The organism is Ornithinibacillus sp. FSL M8-0202 (assembly GCF_037975285.1).
Classification (GTDB): domain Bacteria; phylum Bacillota; class Bacilli; order Bacillales; family Amphibacillaceae; genus Ornithinibacillus; species Ornithinibacillus massiliensis.
The window spans coordinates 241485-267301 of the sequence record NZ_CP150248.1; the positions used below are offsets into that span (position 1 = coordinate 241485).

The window sequence follows — 25817 nt, forward strand, 5'->3', positions numbered from 1 at the left end:
TACTCTCTATACTAGATTTTCTTTTTTCTTTATATCATACTTAATTCTTAGGAAAGGCAAGGAAAATATCCACATTTGATGTAAAGCTTGCAAGCACCCATTTTCTAGCTGTTTCATGTTAAATTGTTCTTCTAAAGGTAGCTTCATATTGCTCTTTCCAATGGTCAAGTAAATTCCAGCATCAGAGTCCTTAGACATCCTTTTACTTGTTAAACAAAGATCACTTCCCTGCGGCTGGAGAGCCAAAATCCCTGTCATAGTAGTTCTTGGTAATGGTAACGCTATATTCATATATCGTGCACCTGATGTTTCATGCTCCGAGTACAAAGCAACAAAAACGGTTTCATTATTTATCTTACGAACCCACGCTCGAACATTCTCTCGACCATCCTTCGAATCCTCTACATCGATAATTCGCCCAGTCATTTCTATTTGCCTTTTACTTAATGGTAAGTTAATTTGTTTCATGAGCCGACTTATCAACTTATATATCGCTGCAAACGGTAGGAACCATCTACTCCATCTCACTTCAGCATATAGTTCATAGTCATTGGTATTTTCATAGAAATCTCGTATATTATTGGCCATACTATCACATTCCACTGTAAAAAATGTTTCCATCCTGTCTACCAATCCGTTATGAATATAGTCTCCTCTTTTATCTTCTAAGATTTTTTCATCGATAATACATTTTCCCTTAATTTGACTTACCGGGAAAAACGTTTTCGTTACACTTGAATTTGGTATATGTAAAGACCAGCCAATTAAACCAATAAGAGCAAAAAGTACCGCATTGATTAATCCATGGGACTCTATCATACGATCAATCCCAAGGGAATATAGACCAGTGAAATTCCCAAATGCATAGATTAATGAAAACAAAATGGATATGCCCAATGACCCAAAGGAAAGACGAATCAATACTCGTTGGATACGGTTGCTAATTGTAGCTTTTATACTTAAGTAAATACTAATATAGATGCCAACAATGTATAAAATAACCGATAATACTTCTATGAAAACGGAAAAGGTTATTCCGAATGCAACTACCCAAGGAGAGATAATAATAATCATCCCGGCAAAAATAAACAACCTATTCCTATTAATCATTCTACCAAGTAACCCCAGGAAAACAGGGAATAAAAATGCTGAATAATGAAAGTGGATACTCGTTAACCAAGTAATCATTGGCGAAAACCCTATATCCAGCTTTACTTGATAAGCAAAAAACCAAGCACCACCGGTGGCTAAATAGATAAACCCAATATCAATCAAAAATTCCTCAAAGTGAATAAATCCTCTACTTACAAAGCGCATAATCCCGCCAATAGCAAGTAAACAAGTAAATAGTAGATAAATAGAAGAAAACAGAAAAATAAGGATTGGATTCTGAACAAAGTATAAAAAGAATACGGCAATAGAAGACAGAAGAACTGTATATGGTAGCAATCTACCAAACACTTGATTAAAATCCTCCCGAAGCAAGTACAGTATCGACGGGACAAAAATTAGTTGCGCTACCGCTAATAAAGTTAAATACCAGCCGGAACTTTGTGATAATAGGATCACCAGCAATAATAGTATATTTAAAAGTAACAGCTTACCTATCCTCATCTTCCTTAAACACTCCCTCATAGGAAAAAATCCGTCCTATAATTGGATTTTTTACTGTAACATCAATTGTATACAATGCCTTTTCATCACAATAGCCTTCCCGTACAGTAGCTATCCCTTGTAGCATTTTTGGCAACTGAATTTCTAGTTTCCCTATTATTAGACGTTGTTTGTTGGATTGAATTAATAATCCACCATCCGCTTCGACATGAAAGATCAGGTCTGAATACAACCTTGATGGTTCTCCTAAATAGTCATTAATAATAGGTAGTTTAGAGTCTAATTTCATCAAGGCATTAAAGTATCGATAGTGATTTTCAAATTGAAATATTCTTTCCCAGTGAATTTGTTCTTCTCCATTTGTTCCTATCCTTGGCGAGTTTTTTATTAAAAACGGAATATTTTCTCCTGATTCCGGGAAAAGAAGCTTCCACCTTACACCGAATCGAAAAAGCGGATAAAGCCATTTAGGACCTCCTTTTACCGTTCTCATTATCCCTGTTCCCCGAAAAACTCGTTTCCCCATCGATAGATAACGGTATTGGAGCATGGGATGTAATTTTTCAAATTGATCTTCTAGCACTTTTTCATATATAGACATCCTAGCTTCCCCTAACGTTTTCGTTTACAATTTCGTGCAGTTGGAACATCCTTACTAATTACTATCCCAATAATGGATAACACAAATAAAGCTAGATTAAATGTTAATGGGTTAAAAGGTTGAACTAAATATTCCACATTTGAAATGATCGCACCTAGCATCAATATGGGAAAAAGAATAGCTTGAATGTAGAATAACCTTCTCTTATAAGGATAAAAAATCCAGATGATGCCTATAAGAACTTCTATAACACCTGCAGTTAATACGATTAATTCCCCCTGCTTCATGGTTAAAGGGAGTGTATTCGTTACCATCATTATTTCCTCTGGATGCATAGCAACGAGCTTCGGGACAATTCCATGGTATAACCAAATAAACATAAAAAAGATGGATAACATGACATGACTAAAGAAACGGATAAATTGTGAAGCAGGAGTCTCTTCTTTCTCCATCCATCGTTTTAACACATCAAAGCTAAGAGCTGTCGCCCACCCCATTAAAGGCCGAAATAGAAAGTGATCGATAAACCTACCAACTTTTCCAAAACTAGGTTCATAGTTATATTGCGTTAAAAATTGTAAAGTTTGATCTTGCTGATTTGGTATGTACTTCCAATAGCCTCTACCTTCTTTTATTATCGATATTTTCTGATTGGTGCCAAAATGAAGTGAAGAGGTCCGCGAACCATCCTCTGCATGAAAGCTTCCAACACTTTTTCCCCAGCCTTGCACAGAGATTCCAAAGCCTATATTCGTCTTGTATAAGAACTCCTGTGGTTTTCCTTCTTCTTTTGGCATATATGTAATTTCGGAAAACCGTAAATCCCATTGCTGATGCAACCCTGGATCCTGTGTTGCTTTCCAGACCTTATCCATATCGGCCTCGATAGTCGTCTCTACATATATTGGCTTACTTCTCACGGCTACTTCCCCCTTTTCAGTCCTTCTTTTGGTTCAGTTTACCATAAAGAAAGAGTTGTAGGAAAACTCCCTACAACTCCCTCTTTATTTACTAAGTCTTTTCTTTTCGTTTAATAGCTCTTGAAATTGCCTTTCTAATTCTGGATCTGGATTAATACTTAGCCTACTTAAGACATCCGTCAGCTTCGTTTCAATAATCATCAAATCCTGTTCCTTTTCATCCATTGTCTTTGGTTGATAATTGATATACGAATTGTAATTCCCCTCGAACAACTTCATTTCTTGATTTTCAATCGCTATAATTTTATCCGCAACTTTTTCAATAAATCGCCTATCATGGGACACAAAGATGATGGTACCTCTATATTCTCTTAATAAAGATTCCAATGCCTCTACAGCTGTAATATCTAAGAAATTAGTTGGTTCGTCTAGAACTATTGTATTTATATCACTTAGAAATATTTTGGCAAAGGCAACCTTTACTCTTTCTCCTCCACTTAAAACGTTTACTTGCTTATAAACATCATCTTGAAAGAAATGTAATCTCGCCAAAACTGTTCGTATGAGCGTTTCATCCTGAGATGAGGTGGTCGTAATGTTTTTTAAAATCGTTTCTTCGACATTTAGAATATCTAAGTTTTGACTAAAGTAACCCACTCTTACCGATGGAGATATTTCTATACCATTCTCCTTGGATAGTAATTTCTTGATAAATGTTGTTTTACCAACACCATTACTTCCTATAACCGCTACTTTATCACCTGCATGAAGCTGAAAGGATGTTTGGCCCCATAGCAACCTAGTTCCTACCTTTCCTTCCATTTCCTCTACACGAATAATGGCTTTCTTTCCAAGCATTTCCTCATGAATAATATCCATATTTAATGGCGGATCCTCTTTTACTTTTTCTACCTTTTCAAGCTTTTCTATTCGCGTTTTAATGGCATTAGCTGTTTTCTCTAGCTTCTTCTGTTTTTTAGCATAATATGGACTGCTTCCCATTTGATTTGCATCTGAATCGCTTTTCTTTTTAGGATTTTTCGTAGCACGAGATGCTTTTTTCTTTTTTAATTCTAAGGCAGACTCCAGTTGTCTCTTCTTTGTTATATATTGCATATATTCTTCTTGTTGTTGTTGGATTTTTAGCTCTTTTTGCTCACGATAGACCGTATAATTCCCGGGGTAGACCGTAACCTTACAGTGCTCAACCTCCCAAATCGTCGTACAAAGAGCATCTAAGAAAGCCCTATCGTGTGAAACAATCACAATTGCCCCTGTCCACCGTTTCAGTTGATGCTCTAATTTTTCAATATGCTCTTTATCTAAGTTAGTAGTTGGTTCATCTGCGAATAATAATTGTGGTTTCTTTGCGATTGCCTTATTGATATATTGCTGCGTTATCTCTCCACCACTCTTCGTTTTATTGGTATACTTCAATTGTGGTAATAATTCCAAGCTTGCTTCCGATTGAACAGTACCCTGATAGTCTAACTCGCGACCTGCCAAAATATTGACTAAGGATGTTTTACCACTGCCATTCTTTCCGACTACACCAATACAGTCACCCTGTTGTATTTGCAGATGTTGAACATTTAATATTTCTTTCCCATTCACTTCATATATAATATCCTGAGCTTCTAATAACAGCATGTTTTCACCTCTTTTTCAACTAAAAAAAGCCCCCAATTCACAATTGAATAGGAAGCTTTTCAAGCTAAAAACCATGCTAAATAAACGATTATTACCGTTGTCCGTGTTTACTAAAGCAGAGCTAATCCTATTCAATGCGTGAATAAATTGCATGCAAAAGAGAAGGCTTTTTCCCAATCTTTTAAACGTACAACTATCCAATTCACGATTTTTAAAATAGGATTAATTTAACATCTGCCCAAGTAACACCCTTTCCACTTTTCTTACTAATACTATAAATGAATGCTTTTTTCCTGTCAACGGAGAAAAAGATGACCCGTTTGTTATGGATCATCTTTTTCTACTCTAAACTTTAAATTGTCCTACCAGTGTGTTTAGTTCCTCCGCTAATTTAGCTAAATCCTCTGAGCTTTTTGCCATTTCTTCCATTGAACTGCTCGTTTGTTGCGAAGAAGCAGAGGTTTGTTCAATACCAGCGGCTGACTCCTCAGATATAGCTGCAATTTCTTCTATTGAAGTATTCATTTCATGTGTTGTATCTGATATTTCATTCAGGTTTTGTTTAACAACTTTAATGCTTTCTACCATTTCCACTATTGCCTGATTAATATCATCAAAGGTTTCTTTTGTAAAGATAACTTGTTTTGTTCCTTGTTGTACTTCTTCATATCCGCTCTCTAATGACTCGGTCACGGAACGTGTTTCCAACTGAACCTTTTTTACAATATCAGTAATATCTGTTACTGATGTGGATACTTGTTCTGATAATCTTCTTACTTCGTCTGCTACTACTGCAAATCCTTTTCCATGCTCGCCTGCTCGGGCCGCTTCTATTGCTGCATTAAGTGCTAGTAGATTGGTTTGATCGGCGATATCACGGATGACAGAAACGAGCTGACTAATCGTCTTCGAACTATCATCTAATCCACGTACTTTTGTAACAGCTACCTTCATGATATTGTCGATACGATTCATCTGCTCACCTGAAGCCTGCATCAACTCATTACCTTGGTTAGCTAAATCTAACACAGATTCAGAAGAATTCTCTATCTTCGTTCCATTCTCATTAGCATCTTGAACTCTTCGTGAGAATTGCTGCATCGTATAGGTTAAATTACTTGCACCATCTGCCTGTTTCTCCGAACCTGCAGCCAATTCCTGCATTGTTGTGGCTACTTGTTCTGATCCGGCTCTTACTTCACTCGCTGACAGCTTAAGCTCCTTACTTTGCGTAGTAACCGAATTGGAAACAAGGGAAACTTGTCTTATCACTTCTTTTAAATAGGCGCTCATTCTCCCAATAGAAGATGCTAATTGTCCTATCTCATCCTTACCATCATAATCAACTTCTGGTACGGTTAAGTCTCCTTCTGCTATTTGATTACTAACTTCAACAACTTTTTTGAGATTGCGGGAAATAGCTTGACTAATGAATACAATCAACAGAACACCAATAACAATCGTCACCGCTAAGATAATTAATTGAGTTACGAATGTTTTCTTTTGGCTTTCCATTGCACTACTAATTGCTTGTTGTCGATCCGCATCTAACATACTGACTAATTCATCTAATAAGCTGACCGTCTCATCTCTAATTTCATTCGTCTGACTAAGAAATGATTCTGCCACATCCATATTTCCATTCTTAATTGCTGAAACAATATAATTGGTAAACATACGGTACATTTCTTGATTCATGGAAGTGACTTCTTGATAAATCTCTTCTTGTTCTTTTGACTTTAAATTAACGCGAACTTTGCTTGCAAATTGATTATAACTTACTTGGTTCTCTTTAAACGATTCTACCAAATCAGGATTTTGTTCTTGATAATAAGAAACGATATAAATGCTCATATTGCGTGTTAATGATCCCATTTCGGAAATGCTCATCGCTAAATCACTTTTCGCTTCTAATTCTTCTATATTTTTTCCTATCCCAATAATAGAGTTTGAAACAAGAGCCGAGGAACCGATAAACAGTAATATAACAATAGCTAGTGTCAAGCCATACTTCCAACCAATTCTTATATCACGGTATCTTATTCTTTTCAGTCGAAGTTTCTTTAGCATTTCTTTTCCTCCCATATTTTATAGATCAATTAGTAAACAACTCTTCTTTCAAAATCGTTAACTAGTTATGTATAAAATACTATCCCCTACTTTTTATAATAAGCTATGATTCGACAATTTACAACAATTCTCAAATATAACTATTTACATAAAAATAGCTACTATTTCAATGGTTTAACATAATTGACTTCCAATATGGCAGTTAGTATGATGTTCTTAATATTTATATCGTTCAAACTTGTCATTTTCTATATACTTATCAGTCATTTTTAGGGGGAAGATTATGAGAAAAATATTTATTAATGGGAACTTTTATACATTAGATCCAATTAAACCTATTGTACAAGCCGTAGTTGTAGAGAACGGGAGATTTATTGCTATGGGATCTGAAGCAGACATATTACTTCAATGGAACAATCATACGTGTGAAGTTATTGACCTTGGTGGGAAGACTGTAACACCGGGGTTAGTGGATAGTCATCTCCATTTGTCACTTATCGCTGAACAATTTATGCACTTAGACCTTACTGGTATTACCTCCAAAACAGAAATGTTGGAAAAAATTCAAGAGAAAGCTAACACGTTAGCACCTAATGAATGGTTACTTGGTGGTGGCTGGGATGAGAATCTATTTATGGATGGATCCATTCCTACCCTTGAAGAGCTTGATTATGTTGCTCCCCATAATCCACTCTTTTTAACTAGAATTTGTACACATGCAGCTGTCGCTAATAGTAAAGCTTTTGAATTAAGTAACTACCACCCTCATATGTCTATACCAGAAGGTGGTACTATTGTCTTAGACGAATCCTCTCGAAAACCGACTGGGTTAATCCTTGAATCCGCTTCGGAACTCTTTAAACAGCACATCCCACAAAAATCTTATGCGGAACTAGTCCAGGCGATGCGGAAGGCTATTCAATTTGCTATTCAAAAAGGGTTAACTAGTGTTCATACAAATGACCCACTCTTTCTCGGTGGCTTACAGCAAACATATACAATTTATGATACCTTATTAAATCAAGAGAAGCTTGGACTCCGGACGAACCTTTTAATTAATCATGACTTTCTTGATGATTTGAAGGCCTCTGGTATATATACTGGTTATGGAAATGAAACACTGCAAATTGGTGCCGTTAAAATATTTGCTGATGGGGCCTTTGGACGAAGAACAGCACTACTATCTGAACCTTACCATGATGCCCCAGGTCATTATGGAGAGGCAATGCTTGATCAAGAAGCCCTAACAGATATTGTTAGGAGGTCGCGTGAATTATCGATGCCTATTGCCGTACATACGATTGGTGATCAAGCATTGGTAAATGTTCTAGATGTCTTAGATCAATTTCCTACCGTTAGTCATCGCGACAGACTTATTCACGTACAAGTGCTTAATCAAGAATTAATTAATCGTTTAATACATCCAAGCCGCATTGCTGATATTCAGCCTAGATTTGTAGCTAGTGACTTTCCATGGGTTATAGAAAGACTTGGTAAGAGCCGTTCCGAAACATCCTATGTATGGAAGACATTGATGGATTATGGTGTTATTTGTGCTGGTGGCTCAGACTCTCCAGTTGAACCAGTTGATCCATTACTCGGTATTCACGCTGCCGTTACGCGAAAATTACCAGGTGAAACACATGATGGATGGAATGCTAAAGAAAAGCTATCTATGATTGATGCCTTTCGGTTATTTACCGAATTTACAGCTTATGCAACAAGTGAGGAAATATTAAAAGGAACTATTTCTAGAGGAAAACTTGCGGATATGACGGTTCTTTCTAATAATCCGTTCGAAATGGAAAATCCTGATGAATTATTAAATACTGAAATTGAAATGACGATTATTGGTGGAGAAATCAAATACGAAAAATAACTTCAGTTTTAATAGATGAGGCTAAAGACCCAAACGTATCAACACTAGATAGGAAATATACCAATCCTCTAGACGTTCCAGGTACTTAGAGGACATTACTATCTGTCGCGCGGGGTTTTACCTTTGCGCGAAACTTACTTCGGCCGCGCGGGAACTTATTTTTCGCGCGACTTTTCCTCCATTTCGCGCGGGCATCCTTATTTTTCGCGCGAGATTCCTTCTGTCGCGCGATTTCTTCTTATTGTCGCGCGATTTCTTTCTATTGCCGCGCGATTTTTCACCTTTCTCGCGCCAAACTTACTCCGGCCGCGCGAGCACTTCTTTTTCGCGCGACTCTTTCTCTTTTTCGCGCGGGCATCCTTATTTTTCGCGCGAGGTTGCTTCTGTCGCGCGATTTCTTCTTATTGTCGCGCGATTTTCCTTCCGGGTCGCGCGATTTCTTTCTATTGTCGCGCGATTTTTCACCTTTCTCGCGCCAAACTTACTCCGGCCGCGCGGGGACTTATTTCTCGCGCGACTCTTTCTCCATTTCGCGCGGGCATCCTTATTTTTCACGCAAAGTTGCATCGCATATTTCCGATGCAGTAGATATGCATGGTCTGCATATGCTCCTGGCCTCATTTATTAATTTTATTCATTCCATCTCAATGCTACCGTTAATCTACAGCACTTTGTATCATTAATCATGGATACAAAATCTAATCGCAAACCGTCTGGATTTACTTGAATATCTACATCCGCAGTGATTCCAATACTTTGGATTAACCGTCTAACTTCCTCTACATTGGATTCTTGTGCAGCAGTCATAACCTGCTCATCAAACTCCTTTGATGATGCAAAGCGATCCAAAACCATACTTACTTCTTTCATTAATTTCTTTGTTTCATTTGCAGAATCATATAATAAACCAGGGTCCACTTCAGGAAACTGGCGATAATAATTCCTAAATAGATAAGAATGTGGTAGATAATAATAAACTGGATACCAATAATACAAGCTATCCCCTCCTCAATTCCTATATAACACTATATGCTGAAGAAGAAAATAAGGAAATTGTCTAGCCCACGTTTGGATTATGAATTTTTTTCCATTGATAATCTATTTCCAGCAGCATATAATAAGAACAAACGTTCTTATTGGTGGTGAAATGTAATGCAAATAGATTATTCTACTTTTCCACGTCACAATGTACTATGTATTGATATGCGATCGTTCTATGCTAGTGTGGAAGCTGTTAAATTAAAACTTGACCCAATGACCACAATGCTTGCTGTTGTTGGGGATCCAAATAGATCCGGAAGTATTGTACTTGCCGCTTCACCTGCTCTCAAAGCAAAATACGGAATTAGCAATGTGAGTCGTTTTTTTGAATTACCGAATGACCCTGCTATTCATATTGTTCCAGCACATATGGCTGATTATCTTCAAGTTTCGGTGGAAATCACTAGGCTAATAAACCAATACGCTCCAAAAGAGGCCATCCATCAATACTCTGTCGATGAGGTATGGGTAACACTTGATGGATTAGAGAAGCTATTTGGGAATCCATGGGAGATTGCCAATCAAATTAAACAAGACATTCTCGATAGTTTTGGCATTACGTGCTCCATTGGAATTGGCGATAATAAATTTTTAGCGAAGGTTGTCATGGATTTACACGCTAAAAAAGTCGGTATAGTAGAATGCCGGTATGAGGATGTAGAGGAAAAGCTTTGGCCACATCCTGTGGAAAAAATATGGGGAATTGGGAGTAGAATGAAGCGCAACCTCAATCGTATGGGGATTGTCACCCTTGGACAGCTTGCAAAATTTGACTTGAATCGTATTAAAAAGCGGTTTGGTGTAATGGGAGAACAGCTTTATTGGCATGCATGGGGGATTGATTTAAGTCCAGTATTTGGGGATTTTGTTAAGCACGAGCAAAAAGGCTTTGGTCACGGGATTGCTCTTTTACGAGATTATACGAAAGATGAAGTTGCGGTTTGTATTTTAGATCTTTGTGAAGAGGTTTGTCGTAGAACCAGAACGGCTGGCAAAGTCGGTAAAACTATTCATCTTGGAATAGCCTATTCTAAGGAAACCGACGGTGGTTTCTCACGCTCTAGGTCTATCCCTATTCCGACTAATATCACGATGGATATGTACCATATTTGTATGCTGCTTTTCAAGGAATTTTATGACGGTCATAGTACAATTCGCCATGTTTATGTCACGTTAGATAACTTATATGATAAAGCCGAAACACAACTAGATTTATTTGAGAATCGCTCCAAAAAAAATGATATTGGCTATGTCATGGATGCTATTCGTGAAAAACATGGTACAACTGCCCTCCTCCGAGCTAGTAGCTTTACCGATGCTGGAGTTACACTAGACCGTAGTAAAAAAATTGGTGGTCATTACGCTTAACAGGAAAACTAACGCATTTGCTCTTTCCCGAGCAAATGCGTTAGTTTTTTTTCTCATGCCTGACGAGATAGATATGTATATCCCTATCTGCGAAGTGAACCATCTTAAGATTTATTCGTTTTCTAACAATGCACCAATTGCTCCAGTATGAGTACCTTTTTCTAGAAAAACTGGCTCATAGGACATCATGTCACGAAATTGAACAAAAACTTCCTTCAATGAAGGATTATTCGTAACAGTACCACCTACAAATACGATTTGTTTAATTTGTTTTGCCGTCGCAACTTGAGTAGCTAATAATAAAATGGTCTCCCCTATCATTCGCATTACACTCGCAAGATGATCATTTTCTGTAACATCTTTATTTAAATGTGCTTTCCCTAAATTGGCAGCTGTTAAGTCCCCATATATAGGAGGTTCTTCCGGGTCATAAATATCTCGTACTAGCAAATCGCTTTTTCGAGAATCACCATTACTAGCCATCGTAGTGAAGGTTTGAAAATCATTATTCCGGGTAATTAGATAACCTAAACCCATCAAAGTTCCACCACCGATACCACTACCTAGAACACGTTCAAAAGAGTTATGGGTAACATGAAAAATGGAGGTTCCTGTCCCAATGTTAACTAAAATGTATTCCTCATGATTAATAGCTTTTTCTTTTAACAGATAAGAAGCTCCTCTCGTAACTGCTTGAAACTCATCAACCAAATGACAGTTAAAAGAAGGAAATTTTGTAAAGGAGTTCGCTTTACCACCTGTTACAAACAGACTCGCATTAGGAGACAAGATTGACAACCACTCCAATACTGCATCTATATCCAGACTAGAAAAGGTTTTAATATGTATTTTCCCATGGTCATGATAAGCAAGCTTGACTAGTGAACCTCCAGCATCTATACCAATTTTATTCACCAACTTGTATTCTCCTCCTTGTCCTAAATTACCTTCAATTTACACGAACGCGTGCAAAAAGAAAAGCCAAAAATTGACAGGCAGTTGTCCATCTATATAGCCATAATGAAAATTAGAATTTAGAACAGATTAATGAAATAGAAAGCAATTTAGGAAGGAATGTCTATATGAACACAAAACTGATTGACTGGCCTACTTTTATTGGAGCACTAATTATTTTGCTAAGTGTTTCACTACCATTAATTATCTTTCCAGAAGCAGGAGCAAATGTCATTAACATCATTAATAACTATATTACTGGAAAATTTGGTGTCCTCTTTCTAGCCCTAGGTCTATTCGCTTTAATCTTTATGTTATATATTGCCTTCAGTAAGTATGGGAAAATCAAATTAGGAAAACGAGGAACAGAAAAGGAGTTTGGATCTTTTTCGTGGGCAGCAATGCTCTTTTCTGCTGGAATAGGCTCTAGTATTTTATACTGGGGAATGATTGAATGGGCTTATTATTATCAAGGTCCGCCCTTTGGTGTAGAGCCAATGACAAAGGAAGCGATAGAATTAGCCGCGACCTATGGAATTTTCCACTGGGGTCCGATTGCTTGGGCAATCTATACACTCCCAGCCCTACCAATTGCTTATTTCTATTATGTGAGGAAAAATCCAGTACTAAAAATAAGTTTGGCCACCAAGCCTGTTATTGGCAAGCTCGCAGATGGTCCAGTAGGAGTACTAATTGATATTCTCTTTATCTTTGGACTATTAGGTGGTGCAGGTACAACACTCGCTCTAGGAACACCAATGATCGCAGAAGGTGTTAGCCATATTACAGGCCAGTTACCCTCTTCTTACAAGCAGGTATCATGGTCCTATGCACGTTAATTTTTGCAATAAGTGCCTACTCTGGATTAAATAAAGGAATAAAAATATTAAGTGATATTAATCTATGGCTTGCCATTTTCATTCTCGTGTTTATCTTCGTTTTTGGTCCTACCGTATTTATAAGCGAATCTACCTTTACCAGCTTAGGTATTCTTATGGACAATTTCTTTCATATGGCAACTTGGTTAGAACCGTTAGCAGCATTTGAAGCATATCCTGAAACAAGGTTTCCAGAGACATGGACTGTATTTTACTGGGCATGGTGGGTTGTTTACGCTCCATTTGTAGGATTGTTTGTAGCAAGAATTTCTTATGGGAGAACAATTAAAGAAATGATATTAGGAACGCTAATTTATGGAACACTGGGCTGTATTATGTTCTTTGGAATCCTAGGGAACTTCGGATTATACTTACAATTATCTGGTTCCTTTGATGTAATTGGTCATATGAATGCATTTGGGGCACCAGCAGCAATTATTGCTACTTTAAATCAATTACCTATTTCGGGATTCATTGTACTACTATTTACCATATTGGCGATTATCTTTCTATCCACGACCTTCGACTCTGCTTCCTATATATTAGCTGCAGTAGTACAAAAGCATGTACCTGGCGGGGAAGCATTGCGATGGAATCGTTTATTTTGGGCTTTCACATTATTAATCCTACCTCTTGTACTCATGTTCATCGGCGATTTAGAAGCACTACAGACCGCTAGTATTGTAGCAGGCTTTCCCGTCATGTTTATTATGCTTTTACTTGCCATATCCTTTGTAAAAGCTTGCGGAAGTGATTTACGCGCATCAAAGGAATATCGTTCTCCTACAATTTATATAGATCGTAGAACCATACAGAAAAAAGATAAATAAAAAGTAGAGGAAGAAACGAGGACTTCCTCTACTTTCTATTTTTCACCTTTAAAAGTTAATTCAATTAATAACGAACGGAAGCATTCACATCGATTAGTCCATAACGTACATCTCTTCCAACACCATTCATATAAACGGCTGTATTCTGAATAGCAGCTCGAACTTGCGTGTTATTTCTTCCTTGACCAGTAAGTAATGCTGCTTGACCAGCAACATGTGGCGCTGCCATGGAAGTACCTGACATATAGACATAGCGATTACCTGGATAAGTAGAGGCAATATCAACACCCGGAGCCATTACATCTACCCATGTTCCCCAGTTTGAAAAGTTTGCCTTAACATTTCTTGAATCGGTTGCACCAACAGCTATTACATTAGAATAGGAAGCTGGTTCAAATGTCGTGCTAACACCTGAATTTCCAGCAGCAGCTACCAGAACAACACCGTTATTCCAGGCATAATTCACGGCATTTTGTAAGGTTTGAGTATGACAGTCACATCCAAGAGAAAGGTTAATCACCTCTGCCCCAGCATCTGTTGCATAAATAATACCATCGGCAATATTAGCTAACGTTCCATTTCCACTAGCATCTAGTACACGAACTGCTAGTATTTTCGTATTAGGTGCCATACCTGCTATTCCTATCCCATTGTTCGTCCCTGCTGCAGCAATACCAGCTACATGAGTACCATGACCATTTTGATCACTCGGGTTCCAATCATTTTGCACAAAATCATACCCTCGAATAACTTTCCCAGCTAAATCAGGATGATTATAATCTACACCAGTATCTAATACGGCTATCTCTTGATTGGAGCTTCCACGAGCAACATCCCATGCTAGATGCACATTGGTGTTAAATAAGCCATACTGGTAAATAGGGCTAAAATACGGATCATCTGGTGTCCAAGCCGCTGATAGAATGTAGTTGGGCTCTGCATACTCAACATCTGGATGCTCACTTAAAGCCTTTACAACAGCCTCTACACTCTCTACCTCCAGTACTGAAAAAGGCGATCTTACTGCATTCACATCTGCTTTCACTTTAGCATTCACCATTTCTAGTACACTGATTTTCTGATTTTCCGTAACATGGTCTTTAAACTTTACAATTACCTCATCCTTCACATACTCCCCACTAGAGGAAGCTTGAGTGCTATTCGTAACCTTCTCTAAATTCCCATCATCTGCCTCTGCACTTCCCACCATAGGAAATAGTAAAACAAACACCGCAATAACAATACTACCTAACCAAGATTTTCTCATGAAACTCCTCCTCTCGAATGTACGATAAAGTATACTTCGAGAATAGACGTCTCATTTTAAGTACTCCTTACTAAAAAAGTTGGGAAACTGAAGGGAATATAGATTCTAAGTTGCAGGTCTTTATGACTAAAAAGTAATAAAATATGCATAAAACTTTTTCACCAAATTGTTCATACTAAAAATAGACTCAAGATGGTGGTGAAGTTAATTACAAATGGAATTTACAAAGGATTTTATCAACCTTCTAGACACGACCATTTATTGTGAATCTGTAATTCATAATAAACCAACTATCGTACTCATTCATGGGTTTGTGGCTTCGTCTTATACATTTAATCGTTTAAAACCACTACTCGCACAAAATTACTCGGTAATTACATTAGATTTACCCGGATTTGGTAAAAGCGAAAAATCTACTACGTTTACGTATTCATTTAAAAACTATGCCAGTCTTGTGCTTCAATGTTTAGATTATTTTCAGATTAAAGAAGCACATATTGCTGGTCATTCAATGGGGGGACAAATTGCGTTATACACTGCAAAAATGAATCCAAGTCGCGTGAAGAAGCTCATTTTATTCGGGAGCTCTGGGTACTTGCCTCGAGCGAAAAGTTACCTAATCTATAGCTCCTATCTCCCTTTCTCTCATGTCATCGCAAGGCGAAAGATTAATTCACAAAGTGTAGTACGAAATTTAAAGAATGTCTTCTATAATCATTCCTTAATTACTGCTGACCAAATAGAGGAATATGGTAGACCGCTTCAAGATAAGAATTTCCCTAAATCATTAATTCGATTATTACGTCATCGCGAGGGAGATTTATGTACAGAACAATTAAACAAAATACAGACTCCTACACTACTTCTCTGGGGAAAAGAAGATAGGGTCGTACCACTTGCGATAGGTAAAAAACTCACCCAAGATATACCGAACGCTAAGCTGATTGTTTATGAAAAGGCAGGGCATTTAATTACAGAAGAAAAACCACAACAACTATATGAGCAAATTATTTCTTTTACAGAGGAGTGAATGCAAATAGAAACAGTATTTCCCTATAAAAGCCCACTACCTTTATTTAAAATTGCATAATCTGATAGTAGATAATTTAAAAGCATGGGGGGATGTCTATGGCATCGCGAAGGAATTTACCTAGCCGCTTCGATATTGATATGACCCCATTACACGATTTTATGAGAAACTTAGATTCCTTCTTTAATCATTCCTTTAAACAAATGAATGAACACTTTCACTTTAATCCATTCTGGCTTGATGTAAAGGAACATAATACCCACTTCACCATTGAAGCGGATCTTAAAGGCTACAACAAAGACCAAATAGAGATCGAAGTGGCAGGTAACCGAATTCGAATAGCTGTACAGGATTATCAAATGACGGATCAAAAAGATACAAAAAAACAGTACAGGGAAACCCAACAACGTTATTCTAAGAAAGAACGCGTTATATCATTACCATTTGACATACCGAAAAAGGACATCAAAGCTTCGTTTAATAAGGATAGGTTGAATATAACCATTCCCAAACAAAAAACGGATCATAGGTTTATCGAAATTGAAGATTCATAATCATTACTTGGATTCGGCACTAGAGATAGTCGAGTCCTTTTGTTTGTACAAGAGGAGTGAAGAATTTGTCCGTCATACGAACAGATAAATGGCTCGAGAAGTCATATAACACACCAGAGCTGATATTCCAGAAGCTTTCTCCTTACTTTGACCATTTATATCCTAAAGGGATTGCTAACATCCTAATACAGAATGGGATGTATCAAAAACCAGAGCCAGAATGGGAAGATTTATTAAAGAAACTTCAACATAATAAAATATGGGAAATAGTGAAACAAGAGGAACGATATCTAAAACAAGACTGGGAAGGTCCAAACTTGCCAATATTTATTTTCCCTTCTAATTCTTACAATCGTAAAATTAGCGAACATTATAATGGAAGAACCGGCCTTGCATTTCAAGATAAACTATTTTTATTTATATCTACTAAAACGACAATAGAAGAAGTAAAAGCTCTATTTACCCATGAATACCATCATGCTTGTAGACTATTACACGATCAAAAAAATGATGAAGACTATTCGTTATTAGATGTTATTGTTCTAGAAGGATTAGCAGAAAGTGCAGTTTATGAAAGATTTGGTAGAGAGCCGTTAGCCCCATGGACTTCCTATTACTCTGATTCAGAATTAGAGGATCTATGGTACGAAATAATACTTCCAAATAAGGATTTACCAAAGACCTCCCGGAAGGCTATCCAACTGTTATATGGAAAAAGCAATTATCCAAATATGATTGGATATTGCGTAGGATATTATTTGGTTAAACAATATATTAGAAAAAATGGTAGATTAAGCAGAGAATTAATCCGTGTTCCATCTGAAGAATTTGTACTGGATAACTAACATATAGGCAAATAAAATGTTTACCTAATATCTAGGTATCTATCCCAAACAAAAAGAATGAGCTTTCATATAGTATTAACAAACACTAAATAAATAGTGTTTTTAACTAAGGAGATATCCTTAGATAAATTGAAAAAGTACGTTAGGAGGGATGTAGAATGTCATTCGGATACGGTTGTGGTTATGGCGGCGGTTACGGCTACGGCGGAGGATATGGCTACGGCGGTGGTTTTGCGCTGATTGTCGTGCTATTTATTCTTCTAATCATCGTAGGTGCTGCTTGGCTATAATAAAGGAAATACCTTCTAGACTACAATTAGGCGGGGATCTGATCCCCGTCCAGGTAGTTAAGGTTTAGGTTTATAAACGAAAGACTATATTTCTTCTAAGTTTAATGGCCATGAGGTGGGCCAATTGTTAAAATATAGCGAATAAAGGGGCTGGGACATAACTAGCCAAGAATAATAAAAAAATGGTTCCGATCATCGTTTTTGGATGATTGGAACCATTTTCATTAGGCTATTGTCATTTTTTTTAAGTTAACTCGCTTTAGAGGCGGTGTACTTCCTTAGATTCACCGCCATTAACGCAAATCCTAATTCATTTTCTACTTTGGATTTGCCCCTCACTGACATTCGAGTGAAGCGCAAATTAGCCTTCAAAAATCCGAAGACTGGCTCTACGTCAATTTTACGTTTCCCATAGATTTCACCAGTTTCTTGATTCGAAAGCTGCTCTCTTATGTATTCTTTTTGCTGTTCCCATTTCTCGTTGTAGAAAACTTTTCGATTGTTTCCATCCTTTGCTTTTGTACACAAGGAACGTAATGGACAACCAGTACAGTCTTCACATTCATAAACTTTGAACGTACGTGTAAAACCGTATTTGTCAGTTCGGGTGGAAGTGTATCGGAATGGTAGTGTTTTATTATTTGGACAAGTAAATGAATCCTCTTCTTCGCTATATTGCCAATTGGCTATGTTGAAAGGATCATTCTTAACTTTCTTTTTCTTCTCCGTTCGATATTGATTAAAGGTAACGAGCGGCGTGCGTTCTCGTTGATTCATGACATCCTCATAATTTTGTTCACTACCATAACCTGCATCAGCGACAATATATTTTGGCAACTTGAAAAAGCTTTTCTCAATCGTATCTAGAAAAGGAATGAACGTGCGTGTATCTGTTGGATTTGGAAAGACATCATAGGCGAGGGCATACTGTCCTTCTGTCGCAAGTTGCACATTATAACCTGCCTTCAGTTGCCCATTCTTCATATAATCATCTTTCATACGCATAAACGTGGCATCGTGATCTGTCTTCGAATAACTATTTCGTTCTCCAAAGATTTCCATGTCATTTTGATAGTTTTGTTTTCGCTCCAGGTAATCCTTAAAATGCTTACGATATTGCTTAGGTACCTTACGTTCAGAGCGAAGCTGTTTACGTAGGCTTACCTCTTCGGTTGATTCAATCTTCTTATCAAATTCTTCTACCTTTTCATCTAACTTTTCCACTAGATTTTTAAGCTCTTTTGTAGAAAGTTCATCGGAACTTTCCCGTTCTATCTCTGGAATAATTTCTTTTTTTAATAACTCATCATACATTTGGTTAGACTTTTCCACCAAATTAGCACTATATTTTTCCACCGATTTTCGCCAAACGAAGGTAAACTTATTGGCATTCGCTTCAATTTTCGTTCCGTCGATAAATATTGCTTCTTCTTCAATTAATTTTTCTTGAACCAATTGACAGCGAAATTGTACGAAGCATTGACGTAGTAATTCTTTTACTTCTGGATGAACACGGAAACGATTGATGGTACGATAACTCGGTTCATAACCTTGGGCAAGCCACATCATACGGATACTGTCTGTAAGTAAGCTCTCTATCTTCCTGCCAGAAAAAACAGATTGCGTGTAAGCACAAAGAATAATTTTCATCATCATTCGAGGGTGATATGCTGGATAACCAGTCTCACGTAAAAAGAAATCAAATGCTTCGGCTGGAATACTCTCCACCACATCATTAACAGCGTAAGCAACATCATTTTCTTGTAATTTCATTTCTAAATCTATCGGCAAAACAACTTGATTCATGGTATAATGTTTGAACATAGGGATACCTCCTGATAGGTTATTGTGTGGTTACTTTAATTTTATCAGAGGGTGTCCTTTTTGTTTACTAAAAAGAGTAAGAATATTAAAAAAGACGTAGCACTTACCATTTTAAATGGTTAGCGCTACGTTTTTAATTATTTACTGGGGTTTTGTCCCAGCCTCTTTTTGTTTAGCTAGAAATATATACCGCCTCTCCCCCTCAAATTACTAATTCAACCAATTTAATCCATTACCTCCATGAAAAAGACAAATCTTCTTGAACTTTTTGTGAAGTATTTCTCAATCCATTGTAATATTTATTACAGCGTAATAAGATATGGTTGCAGCACTTTGTGAATAAAAACACAAATTTGTCCATTTTATGAACAGTTAACTAGCTAGAAAGGAGCAAGAAAAATGAAAATCAAATTGGCATTTATTTCATTTGCTATATTGATCACAACACTATTAGCTGGCTGTGAACCATTATTAGTTCTAGATCCAAAAGGACCACAAGCAGAAACAACAGCTAATGTAATATGGTTATCCATTTTTACTATGGCAGTAATTGTTATTGTAGTTATTGCAATGCTAGTCATCATGCTATTTAAATATCGAGCGAGTAAGCAATCAGAGGATTATGAGCCTCCTCATATTGAAGGAAATCCAATTGTAGAAGGGCTTATTATCGGGATTCCCGTATTAATCGTTATTTTCCTTTCTATAGTGTCGGTAAAATCAACCTATGAAGTAGAAAGTGTTCCAGAAGGTTATGAGAATCAAGAACCGATGATTATCTATGCTGCTTCATCTAACTGGAAATGGCATTTTAGCTATCCAGAACAAGATATTGAGACATTAAATTATGTCATTTTACCAACGCATCGTCCAGTAGAATTCCGTTTGTATTCCTATGGACCAATTACAAGCTTCTGGATTCCACAGCTTGCCGGGCAAAAATATGCCATGGCAGATATGGTTACAAAGATTAATATTGTAGCCGAGGTCCCAGGAGATTACCCAGGTCGTAATTCCAACTTTAGTGGAAAAGGATTTGCTGAAAATACATTTACTGCGACGGCGTTATCTCCAAGTGAGTTTGATAAATGGGTTGAAGACATCCATTCAACCGCTGAACCTCTAACTGAAGAGAAGTTCGATGAATTATTAGAACCTGGACATCTTGGACAAATGACCTTTACGGGTACGCATTTAGAATTTAACCCAGCTCCTGAAGGTGAGCATGCAGGTCATCAACATCATCAAGGCTCCAGTGATGACCATGATGATCATGAAGAACACGAAAATCATGAAAATCATGAAAATCACGAAGACCATTCCAATCACTAAAAGATAAATTAATGAGTTAATTGTATGAAACTAAACAGAAATTCTCGAGAGGAGTTAACATAATGGAATTTTTTGATCGATTTGCCGTCCCCCATCCAAGCCCATTAATCTATGCATCAATGGTTGCAATTGGATTAACACTAATTGCCATTGTTGTTGGTATTACGTACTTTAAAAAATGGGGTTACTTGTGGCGTGAATGGTTAACCACTGTTGACCATAAACGAATCGGTATTATGTACATGATTTCTGCATTATTAATGCTATTCCGTGGTGGAGCAGATGCTGTCATGATGCGTCTGCAAACTGCGGTTCCAGATAATACATTTCTAGATGCACAGCACTATAATGAAGTATTTACAACACATGGTGTTGTCATGATTTTCTTCATGGCAATGGCATTTGTTATTGGTTTAATGAACTTTGTTGTACCACTACAAATTGGTGCACGTGACGTTGCATTCCCACGTCTAAATGCGATCAGTTTCTGGTTATATTTTGCAGGAGCAATGCTGTTTAACATCTCCTTTGTTGTCGGTGGTTCTCCAGATGCAGGTTGGACGAATTATTTCCCACTTGCAGGTACCGACTATAGTGAATCAGTAGGTGTTAACTACTACATGTGGTCTCTGCAAATTTCGGGTATTGGTACGTTAATGACAGGGATTAACTTTATCGTAACCATATTGAAAATGAGAGCACCTGGCATGAAACTGATGAAAATGCCGATGTTTACTTGGTCTGCATTAATCACAAACGTCATTATTGTTTTTGCTTTCCCGGTACTAACAATAGCACTATTAATGGGTACCTTTGATCGTCAGTTCGGTACACATTTCTTTGCATCAACAAATGGTGGTATGGATATGCTATGGGCCAACCTATTCTGGGTATGGGGGCACCCTGAAGTATATATCTTGATACTCCCTGCCTTTGGTATTTATAGTGAGATTATTTCTACTTTCTCACAACGTAATCTTTACGGTTACAAATCAATGGTCGGTTCAATGGTCATTATCTCATTCTTATCATTCTTAGTTTGGGTTCACCATTTCTTTACCATGGGACATGGAGCAATGGTAAATAGTATTTTCTCTATTACAACTATGGCGATTGCCGTTCCAACAGGGATAAAAATCTTTAACTGGCTATTAACTATGTGGAAAGGTAAAATTCGTTTCACCGTTCCAATGCTTTATTCTTTAGGGTTCATTCCATTATTCACAATTGGTGGAGTAACTGGTGTTATGCTTGCTATTGCAAGTGCAGACTACCAATATCATAATACGATGTTCCTAGTTGCTCACTTCCATAACGTGATTATTCCTGGTGTCGTATTTGCGATGTTAGCTGGTCTTACCTACTGGTGGCCGAAGATGTTCGGATTTATGCTTAACGAACGAATCGGAAAATGGGGCTTCTGGTTCCTATCTATTGGTTTCTGTTTCGCATTCTTCCCAATGTACATTACAGGACTAGACGGTCAAGCACGCCGTATGTACACGTACTCTGAAGCAGCTGGATTTGGTCCATTAAACTTACTTTCCTTCTTTGGTGCAGGATTAATGGCGATTGCATTCGTGCTTATTGTATACAACGTATACTATAGCTTCCGTAACGCACCAAGAAATGTAGGGCAAGATCCATGGAATGCACGTTCACTTGAATGGGCAACTCCTAACCCAGTTCCGGAGTATAACTTTGCTGTAACACCAGTCGTTAACTCATCAGAAGCATTCTGGGATTCGAAGAAAAACGGCCATACCTTATTTAAAGATAAAATCACGAAAATTCATATGCCGAATAATAGTGGATTGCCAATCATTATGGCGGGATTATTCTTTATACTCGGATTCTCCTTTGTCTTTAGCATTTGGATTGGTGTCATTATTGCACTACTAGGAATTCTTGGTACCATGGCTTATCGATCATTCGAAATTGATCATGGTCACTATATTCCTGAAGAAGAAATTAAAGAAACAGAAAATAAATACGGAGGTGCTAAATAATGAAAATCGATCACTCGCAACCTCTTGAATATGGTACACATCAGAACCAAATGAATATCTTAGGTTTTTGGATATTCTTAGGTGCTGAAATCATGTTATTTGGTACACTGTTCGCATCGTACTTCACTTTAGAAAACGGTGTTGGTAATGGTCCATCTGGTGCTGACATTTTTGAAATCACGCCTGTATTAATGGAAACCATTATTCTATTAACTAGTAGTTTTACAATTGGTCTTGCAACACATGCCATGCGTATCAATAATAAAAAAGCAACCATTACATTTTTAGCTATTACCCTGTTACTAGGATTATCATTCTTAAGTGTTGAAATTTACGAGTTTATTCATTATTACCATGTTGGGGCAACCCTTCAAACAAGTGCATTTACAGCGATTCTATTAACAACATTAGGGACACACGGTGCCCACGTTACGTTCGGTTTATTTTGGGGATTATTCATCCTTCTCCAAATTAAAAAGCGTGGTTTCACACCGGAAACAACCAACAAGTCGTTTATCTTTTCCCTTTATTGGCATTTTCTAGATGTAGTTTGGATTTTCATCTTTAGCTTCATCTATTTGAAAGGAATGATGTAAACATGAAAGAATTATTTCCAGCAAAACAAGTGATAGGCTTTGTCTTTTCCTTAATCCTTACTGCTGTTGCGCTAACTGTTTACTTCCTTGACATGTCATTTGAAGTTGGTATGACGATACTATTAATAACAGCATTTACCCAAGCTGCGCTCCAATTAGTATTCTTTATGCACGCTGGGGAATCTGAAGATAAGAATATGATCTATACCAATGTTTATTATGGAATTGCGATTGCATTAGTGACCATATTTGGGACATTGTTAACATTAATTTGGGGTTATATGTAAGAGAAGTGTTAGAAGCGTAAAGCTAAAAAGAAAAGAAGCTCTGTCTTATGACAGGGCTTCTTCTTTTTTATGAGGATGCTTCTGCTTATTTTTCTCCACTACTTCTTCCGTAGCAACTAGGAATATACCCATAATAAAAATAAATACGCCGCCCATTACAACACCTAATCCAACTCCTGTTAACCATTCGTAACCGCTTCCAAAAAATCCATACAGAAACGAAATGACACCTATTGTAATTAATGTCCCACAAAGAATACTAATCGCTCTTACAACTTTCGCAGAATTTATCATAATAAATCCCCCTTCTATCTTATATTATTCACATCGTTCACAAATTTGTCAAATTTATTTTTAAAAAGCTCTGGGACAACCAGTAGTAGCTACTATTAATCTCTCGTAGAAGGTGAGGCTAATCTCTGAACATCAGGTGCTATACCGCTTTGAGCTTGTATTTCCTTATCTTTTGAAGTTAAGAGAATCGCCTTTTTTACTTATTGTTTGTACAAATAGCTCACTCCTTCTTCACAAGTTGTACATATTCTATTGTGAAATTCATCTTATCGAAAAGGAGTGAACTATTTTGATAAATTACTCTATTTCCCAATTGGTTAAACGAAACGAAAGAAAAATAGACCAAACATTACGAGAAACCTTACTGAATTTTTATCAACCATTCCGTTCTATCCCTACTATTCTGCACAAGCCACTTGAGAATAACCTGAAGAAATATAAAAATTACTCCGTCGTAATTGAATTTGAACCCCAATCGTATGATCACGGGATGAGGGAAATAAAAACCACCAGTTGCAAAAATCTCAAAGAATTTCCTATGATTACTTGCTGTTCAGCAAAAATGTCCTTAAACAACCTGGAACAATTACTTGATAATTGTAAAGCGATTAAAAAGGTATATCATGACCGAGAATTCACAGCACTACTAGATGTAGTTACCCCGACAATTGGATCAAATACACTTCACCAATCAGAATATACCGGGCTTGGTAAGACGATAGCTATCATCGACACCGGTATACATCCACACGATGATATAAAGGATCGCATTACGGGTTTTGTAGACCTAATTGGTGGCAAAACAGAGCCCTATGATGATAACGGACATGGTACCCACTGTGCTGGTGATGCGGCAGGAAACGGCTTATCCTCCATCGATAGAAAATATATAGCACCCGCACCCGAAGCTAAACTGGTTGGTGTAAAGGTGCTCGATAAGAGAGGTGCCGGATCTTTATCAACTGTAATTCAAGGCATTCAATGGTGTACGCAAAACAAAGAGCAATACAACATAGATATCATTTCCCTCTCTCTAGGCTCAGAGGCAATTGAATCAGCTAGTGATGATCCAGTAGTGCAAGCAGTTGAAAGAGCATGGGAAAATGGAATTGTCGTTTGTGTAGCAGCAGGAAACTCCGGTCCCAGAAATGGTACAATAGCTAGCCCTGGAATAAGTCCTGCAGTCATTACCGTAGGTGCAACTAATGACAATAACACAATAGATCGGTCGGACGACACTGTAGCTGAATTTTCAAGTCGAGGACCAACCATCGATAATTTTATAAAACCTGATTTAGTACTACCAGGTGTTAATATCGTATCACTTAGGGCGCCTGGATCTTACCTGGACCGGGCTAATCGATTTGCTAGAGTTGGTTCAAACTATTTTTCCCTATCTGGTACCTCTATGGCGACACCGATATGTGCTGGAGTCGTTGCACAATTACTTCAAAAAGAACCCTACCTTACCCCAGATCAAGTAAAGAATAAGTTACTTATGGCGTGCACTGATATGGGACAACCACCTACTGTTCAAGGATACGGATACTTGAATGCAGTAAACCTACTACATTAACCCCTCCCTTCTATCTGAACTACCCTTAGGTATCTGCAAGCATAACTAATTAGCAGATACCTTTTTTATTAAAAATTGTTTGTATTTTGTGAAACCTGCGATACAATA

Annotated in this window: 22 protein-coding genes and 1 pseudogene; 13 read left to right on the plus strand and 10 right to left on the minus strand. The window is 37.4% G+C overall.

All coding sequences use genetic code 11. From position 1 onward, the window contains the following. Positions 1–6 precede the first annotated feature (6 nt). The 5 genes from MKY78_RS01210 to MKY78_RS01230 form a co-directional block, all read right to left on the minus strand. Positions 7–1614, minus strand: a complete 1608-nt coding sequence (locus tag MKY78_RS01210) for a YndJ family protein (RefSeq protein ID WP_339215571.1) — start codon at positions 1612–1614, stop codon at positions 7–9. Next, positions 1601–2215: a DUF4166 domain-containing protein gene (locus tag MKY78_RS01215; protein ID WP_339215573.1), complete on the minus strand. Its 615-nt coding sequence runs from the start codon at positions 2213–2215 to the stop codon at positions 1601–1603. Before MKY78_RS01215 ends, MKY78_RS01210 begins: the two co-directional genes overlap by 14 nt. An 11-nt stretch (positions 2216–2226) precedes the next feature. Further along, complete coding sequence (locus MKY78_RS01220; RefSeq protein WP_339215574.1) at positions 2227–3135, minus strand: DoxX-like family protein; 909 nt, start codon at positions 3133–3135, stop codon at positions 2227–2229. Between the two features lie 84 nt (positions 3136–3219). Further along, positions 3220–4785 carry an ABC-F type ribosomal protection protein gene (abc-f, locus tag MKY78_RS01225; protein ID WP_339215576.1) on the minus strand — a complete coding sequence of 522 codons (1566 nt, stop codon included), beginning with the start codon at positions 4783–4785 and terminating at the stop codon, positions 3220–3222. Positions 4786–5130: 345 nt separating this feature from the next. Next, positions 5131–6855 carry a methyl-accepting chemotaxis protein gene (locus MKY78_RS01230; RefSeq protein WP_339215577.1) on the minus strand — a complete coding sequence of 575 codons (1725 nt, stop codon included), beginning with the start codon at positions 6853–6855 and terminating at the stop codon, positions 5131–5133. Positions 6856–7138: 283 nt separating this feature from the next. Here MKY78_RS01230 and MKY78_RS01235 point away from each other — a divergent pair, with 283 nt between their 5' ends. Then, on the plus strand, positions 7139–8734 hold the full coding sequence (locus MKY78_RS01235; RefSeq protein WP_339215579.1) for an amidohydrolase: 1596 nt from the start codon (positions 7139–7141) through the stop codon (positions 8732–8734). Positions 8735–8857: 123 nt separating this feature from the next. Next, positions 8858–9322: a hypothetical protein gene (locus MKY78_RS01240; RefSeq protein ID WP_339215581.1), complete on the plus strand. Its 465-nt coding sequence runs from the start codon at positions 8858–8860 to the stop codon at positions 9320–9322. 42 nt (positions 9323–9364) lie between these two features. On the opposite strand, the gene MKY78_RS01245 is transcribed toward MKY78_RS01240, so the two are convergent. After that, positions 9365–9730, minus strand: a complete 366-nt coding sequence (locus MKY78_RS01245) for a hypothetical protein (RefSeq protein ID WP_339215583.1) — start codon at positions 9728–9730, stop codon at positions 9365–9367. Between the two features lie 162 nt (positions 9731–9892). Here MKY78_RS01245 and MKY78_RS01250 point away from each other — a divergent pair, with 162 nt between their 5' ends. Beyond that, positions 9893–11143, plus strand: a complete 1251-nt coding sequence (locus MKY78_RS01250; protein WP_339217786.1) for a DNA polymerase IV — start codon at positions 9893–9895, stop codon at positions 11141–11143. Positions 11144–11254: 111 nt separating this feature from the next. On the opposite strand, the gene coaW is transcribed toward MKY78_RS01250, so the two are convergent. After that, positions 11255–12058: a type II pantothenate kinase gene (gene coaW, locus MKY78_RS01255; protein ID WP_339215585.1), complete on the minus strand. Its 804-nt coding sequence runs from the start codon at positions 12056–12058 to the stop codon at positions 11255–11257. A 167-nt stretch (positions 12059–12225) separates the two neighbouring features. Here coaW and MKY78_RS01260 point away from each other — a divergent pair. After that, a pseudogene (locus tag MKY78_RS01260) lies at positions 12226–13805 on the plus strand (BCCT family transporter). Between the two features lie 64 nt (positions 13806–13869). On the opposite strand, the gene MKY78_RS01265 reads toward MKY78_RS01260, so the two are convergent. Then, complete coding sequence (locus MKY78_RS01265; protein ID WP_339215586.1) at positions 13870–15072, minus strand: S8 family peptidase; 1203 nt, start codon at positions 15070–15072, stop codon at positions 13870–13872. A 214-nt stretch (positions 15073–15286) separates the two neighbouring features. On the opposite strand from MKY78_RS01265, the gene MKY78_RS01270 reads away from it, so the two are divergent. The 4 genes from MKY78_RS01270 (at position 15287) to MKY78_RS01285 (ending at position 17791) form a co-directional block, all read left to right on the plus strand. Then, the gene (locus tag MKY78_RS01270; RefSeq protein WP_339215587.1) at positions 15287–16102 is read left to right on the plus strand and encodes an alpha/beta hydrolase; all 816 of its coding nucleotides are present in this window, start codon (positions 15287–15289) and stop codon (positions 16100–16102) included. A gap of 98 nt (positions 16103–16200) precedes the next feature. After that, a complete protein-coding gene (locus MKY78_RS01275; protein ID WP_339215588.1) occupies positions 16201–16656 on the plus strand; it encodes an Hsp20/alpha crystallin family protein in 456 nt (151 codons plus the stop codon). 65 nt (positions 16657–16721) lie between these two features. After that, entirely contained in the window at positions 16722–17501 is a 780-nt protein-coding gene (locus MKY78_RS01280) for a DUF2268 domain-containing protein (protein ID WP_339215590.1), read from the plus strand. Positions 17502–17659: 158 nt separating this feature from the next. After that, complete coding sequence (locus MKY78_RS01285) at positions 17660–17791, plus strand: YjcZ family sporulation protein (RefSeq protein WP_186870131.1); 132 nt, start codon at positions 17660–17662, stop codon at positions 17789–17791. Positions 17792–18040: 249 nt separating this feature from the next. Here the strand turns inward: MKY78_RS01285 and MKY78_RS01290 are convergent, their stop codons facing one another. Next, entirely contained in the window at positions 18041–19615 is a 1575-nt protein-coding gene (locus MKY78_RS01290; protein WP_339212999.1) for an IS1182 family transposase, read from the minus strand. Positions 19616–20014: 399 nt separating this feature from the next. Here MKY78_RS01290 and qoxA point away from each other — a divergent pair, with 399 nt between their 5' ends. The 4 genes from qoxA (at position 20015) to qoxD (ending at position 23839) form a co-directional block, all read left to right on the plus strand. Further along, positions 20015–20947: a cytochrome aa3 quinol oxidase subunit II gene (qoxA, locus tag MKY78_RS01295; protein ID WP_339215592.1), complete on the plus strand. Its 933-nt coding sequence runs from the start codon at positions 20015–20017 to the stop codon at positions 20945–20947. Positions 20948–21009: 62 nt separating this feature from the next. Then, positions 21010–22956 carry a cytochrome aa3 quinol oxidase subunit I gene (gene qoxB / locus MKY78_RS01300; protein WP_339215593.1) on the plus strand — a complete coding sequence of 649 codons (1947 nt, stop codon included), beginning with the start codon at positions 21010–21012 and terminating at the stop codon, positions 22954–22956. Next, a complete protein-coding gene (locus MKY78_RS01305; protein ID WP_339215594.1) occupies positions 22956–23552 on the plus strand; it encodes a cytochrome (ubi)quinol oxidase subunit III in 597 nt (198 codons plus the stop codon). The genes qoxB and MKY78_RS01305 overlap by 1 nt, the downstream gene beginning before the upstream one ends. Positions 23553–23554: 2 nt before the next feature. Then, the gene (gene qoxD, locus MKY78_RS01310; protein WP_186870127.1) at positions 23555–23839 is read left to right on the plus strand and encodes a cytochrome aa3 quinol oxidase subunit IV; all 285 of its coding nucleotides are present in this window, start codon (positions 23555–23557) and stop codon (positions 23837–23839) included. 45 nt (positions 23840–23884) lie between these two features. On the opposite strand, the gene MKY78_RS01315 is transcribed toward qoxD, so the two are convergent. Further along, on the minus strand, positions 23885–24133 hold the full coding sequence (locus MKY78_RS01315; protein WP_339215596.1) for a hypothetical protein: 249 nt from the start codon (positions 24131–24133) through the stop codon (positions 23885–23887). Positions 24134–24422: 289 nt separating this feature from the next. Here MKY78_RS01315 and MKY78_RS01320 point away from each other — a divergent pair, with 289 nt between their 5' ends. Next, complete coding sequence (locus MKY78_RS01320; RefSeq protein WP_339215598.1) at positions 24423–25709, plus strand: S8 family peptidase; 1287 nt, start codon at positions 24423–24425, stop codon at positions 25707–25709. The last annotated feature ends 108 nt before the right edge of the window (positions 25710–25817 follow it).

What these genes read in the sequence shown, in the direction of transcription:
- MKY78_RS01210 (WP_339215571.1), bottom strand. Translation starts at nt 1,614, where the DNA reads ATGAGGATAGGTAAGCTGTTACTTTTAAATATACTATTATTGCTGGTG.
- abc-f (WP_339215576.1), bottom strand. Translation starts at nt 4,785, where the DNA reads ATGCTGTTATTAGAAGCTCAGGATATTATATATGAAGTGAATGGGAAA.
- MKY78_RS01215 (WP_339215573.1), bottom strand. Translation starts at nt 2,215, where the DNA reads ATGTCTATATATGAAAAAGTGCTAGAAGATCAATTTGAAAAATTACAT.
- qoxD (WP_186870127.1), top strand. Translation starts at nt 23,555, where the DNA reads ATGAAAGAATTATTTCCAGCAAAACAAGTGATAGGCTTTGTCTTTTCC.
- MKY78_RS01270 (WP_339215587.1), top strand. Translation starts at nt 15,287, where the DNA reads ATGGAATTTACAAAGGATTTTATCAACCTTCTAGACACGACCATTTAT.
- MKY78_RS01275 (WP_339215588.1), top strand. Translation starts at nt 16,201, where the DNA reads ATGGCATCGCGAAGGAATTTACCTAGCCGCTTCGATATTGATATGACC.
- MKY78_RS01285 (WP_186870131.1), top strand. Translation starts at nt 17,660, where the DNA reads ATGTCATTCGGATACGGTTGTGGTTATGGCGGCGGTTACGGCTACGGC.
- MKY78_RS01315 (WP_339215596.1), bottom strand. Translation starts at nt 24,133, where the DNA reads ATGATAAATTCTGCGAAAGTTGTAAGAGCGATTAGTATTCTTTGTGGG.
- qoxB (WP_339215593.1), top strand. Translation starts at nt 21,010, where the DNA reads ATGGAATTTTTTGATCGATTTGCCGTCCCCCATCCAAGCCCATTAATC.
- qoxA (WP_339215592.1), top strand. Translation starts at nt 20,015, where the DNA reads ATGAAAATCAAATTGGCATTTATTTCATTTGCTATATTGATCACAACA.
- MKY78_RS01265 (WP_339215586.1), bottom strand. Translation starts at nt 15,072, where the DNA reads ATGAGAAAATCTTGGTTAGGTAGTATTGTTATTGCGGTGTTTGTTTTA.
- MKY78_RS01290 (WP_339212999.1), bottom strand. Translation starts at nt 19,615, where the DNA reads ATGTTCAAACATTATACCATGAATCAAGTTGTTTTGCCGATAGATTTA.
- MKY78_RS01230 (WP_339215577.1), bottom strand. Translation starts at nt 6,855, where the DNA reads ATGCTAAAGAAACTTCGACTGAAAAGAATAAGATACCGTGATATAAGA.
- MKY78_RS01305 (WP_339215594.1), top strand. Translation starts at nt 22,956, where the DNA reads ATGAAAATCGATCACTCGCAACCTCTTGAATATGGTACACATCAGAAC.
- MKY78_RS01235 (WP_339215579.1), top strand. Translation starts at nt 7,139, where the DNA reads ATGAGAAAAATATTTATTAATGGGAACTTTTATACATTAGATCCAATT.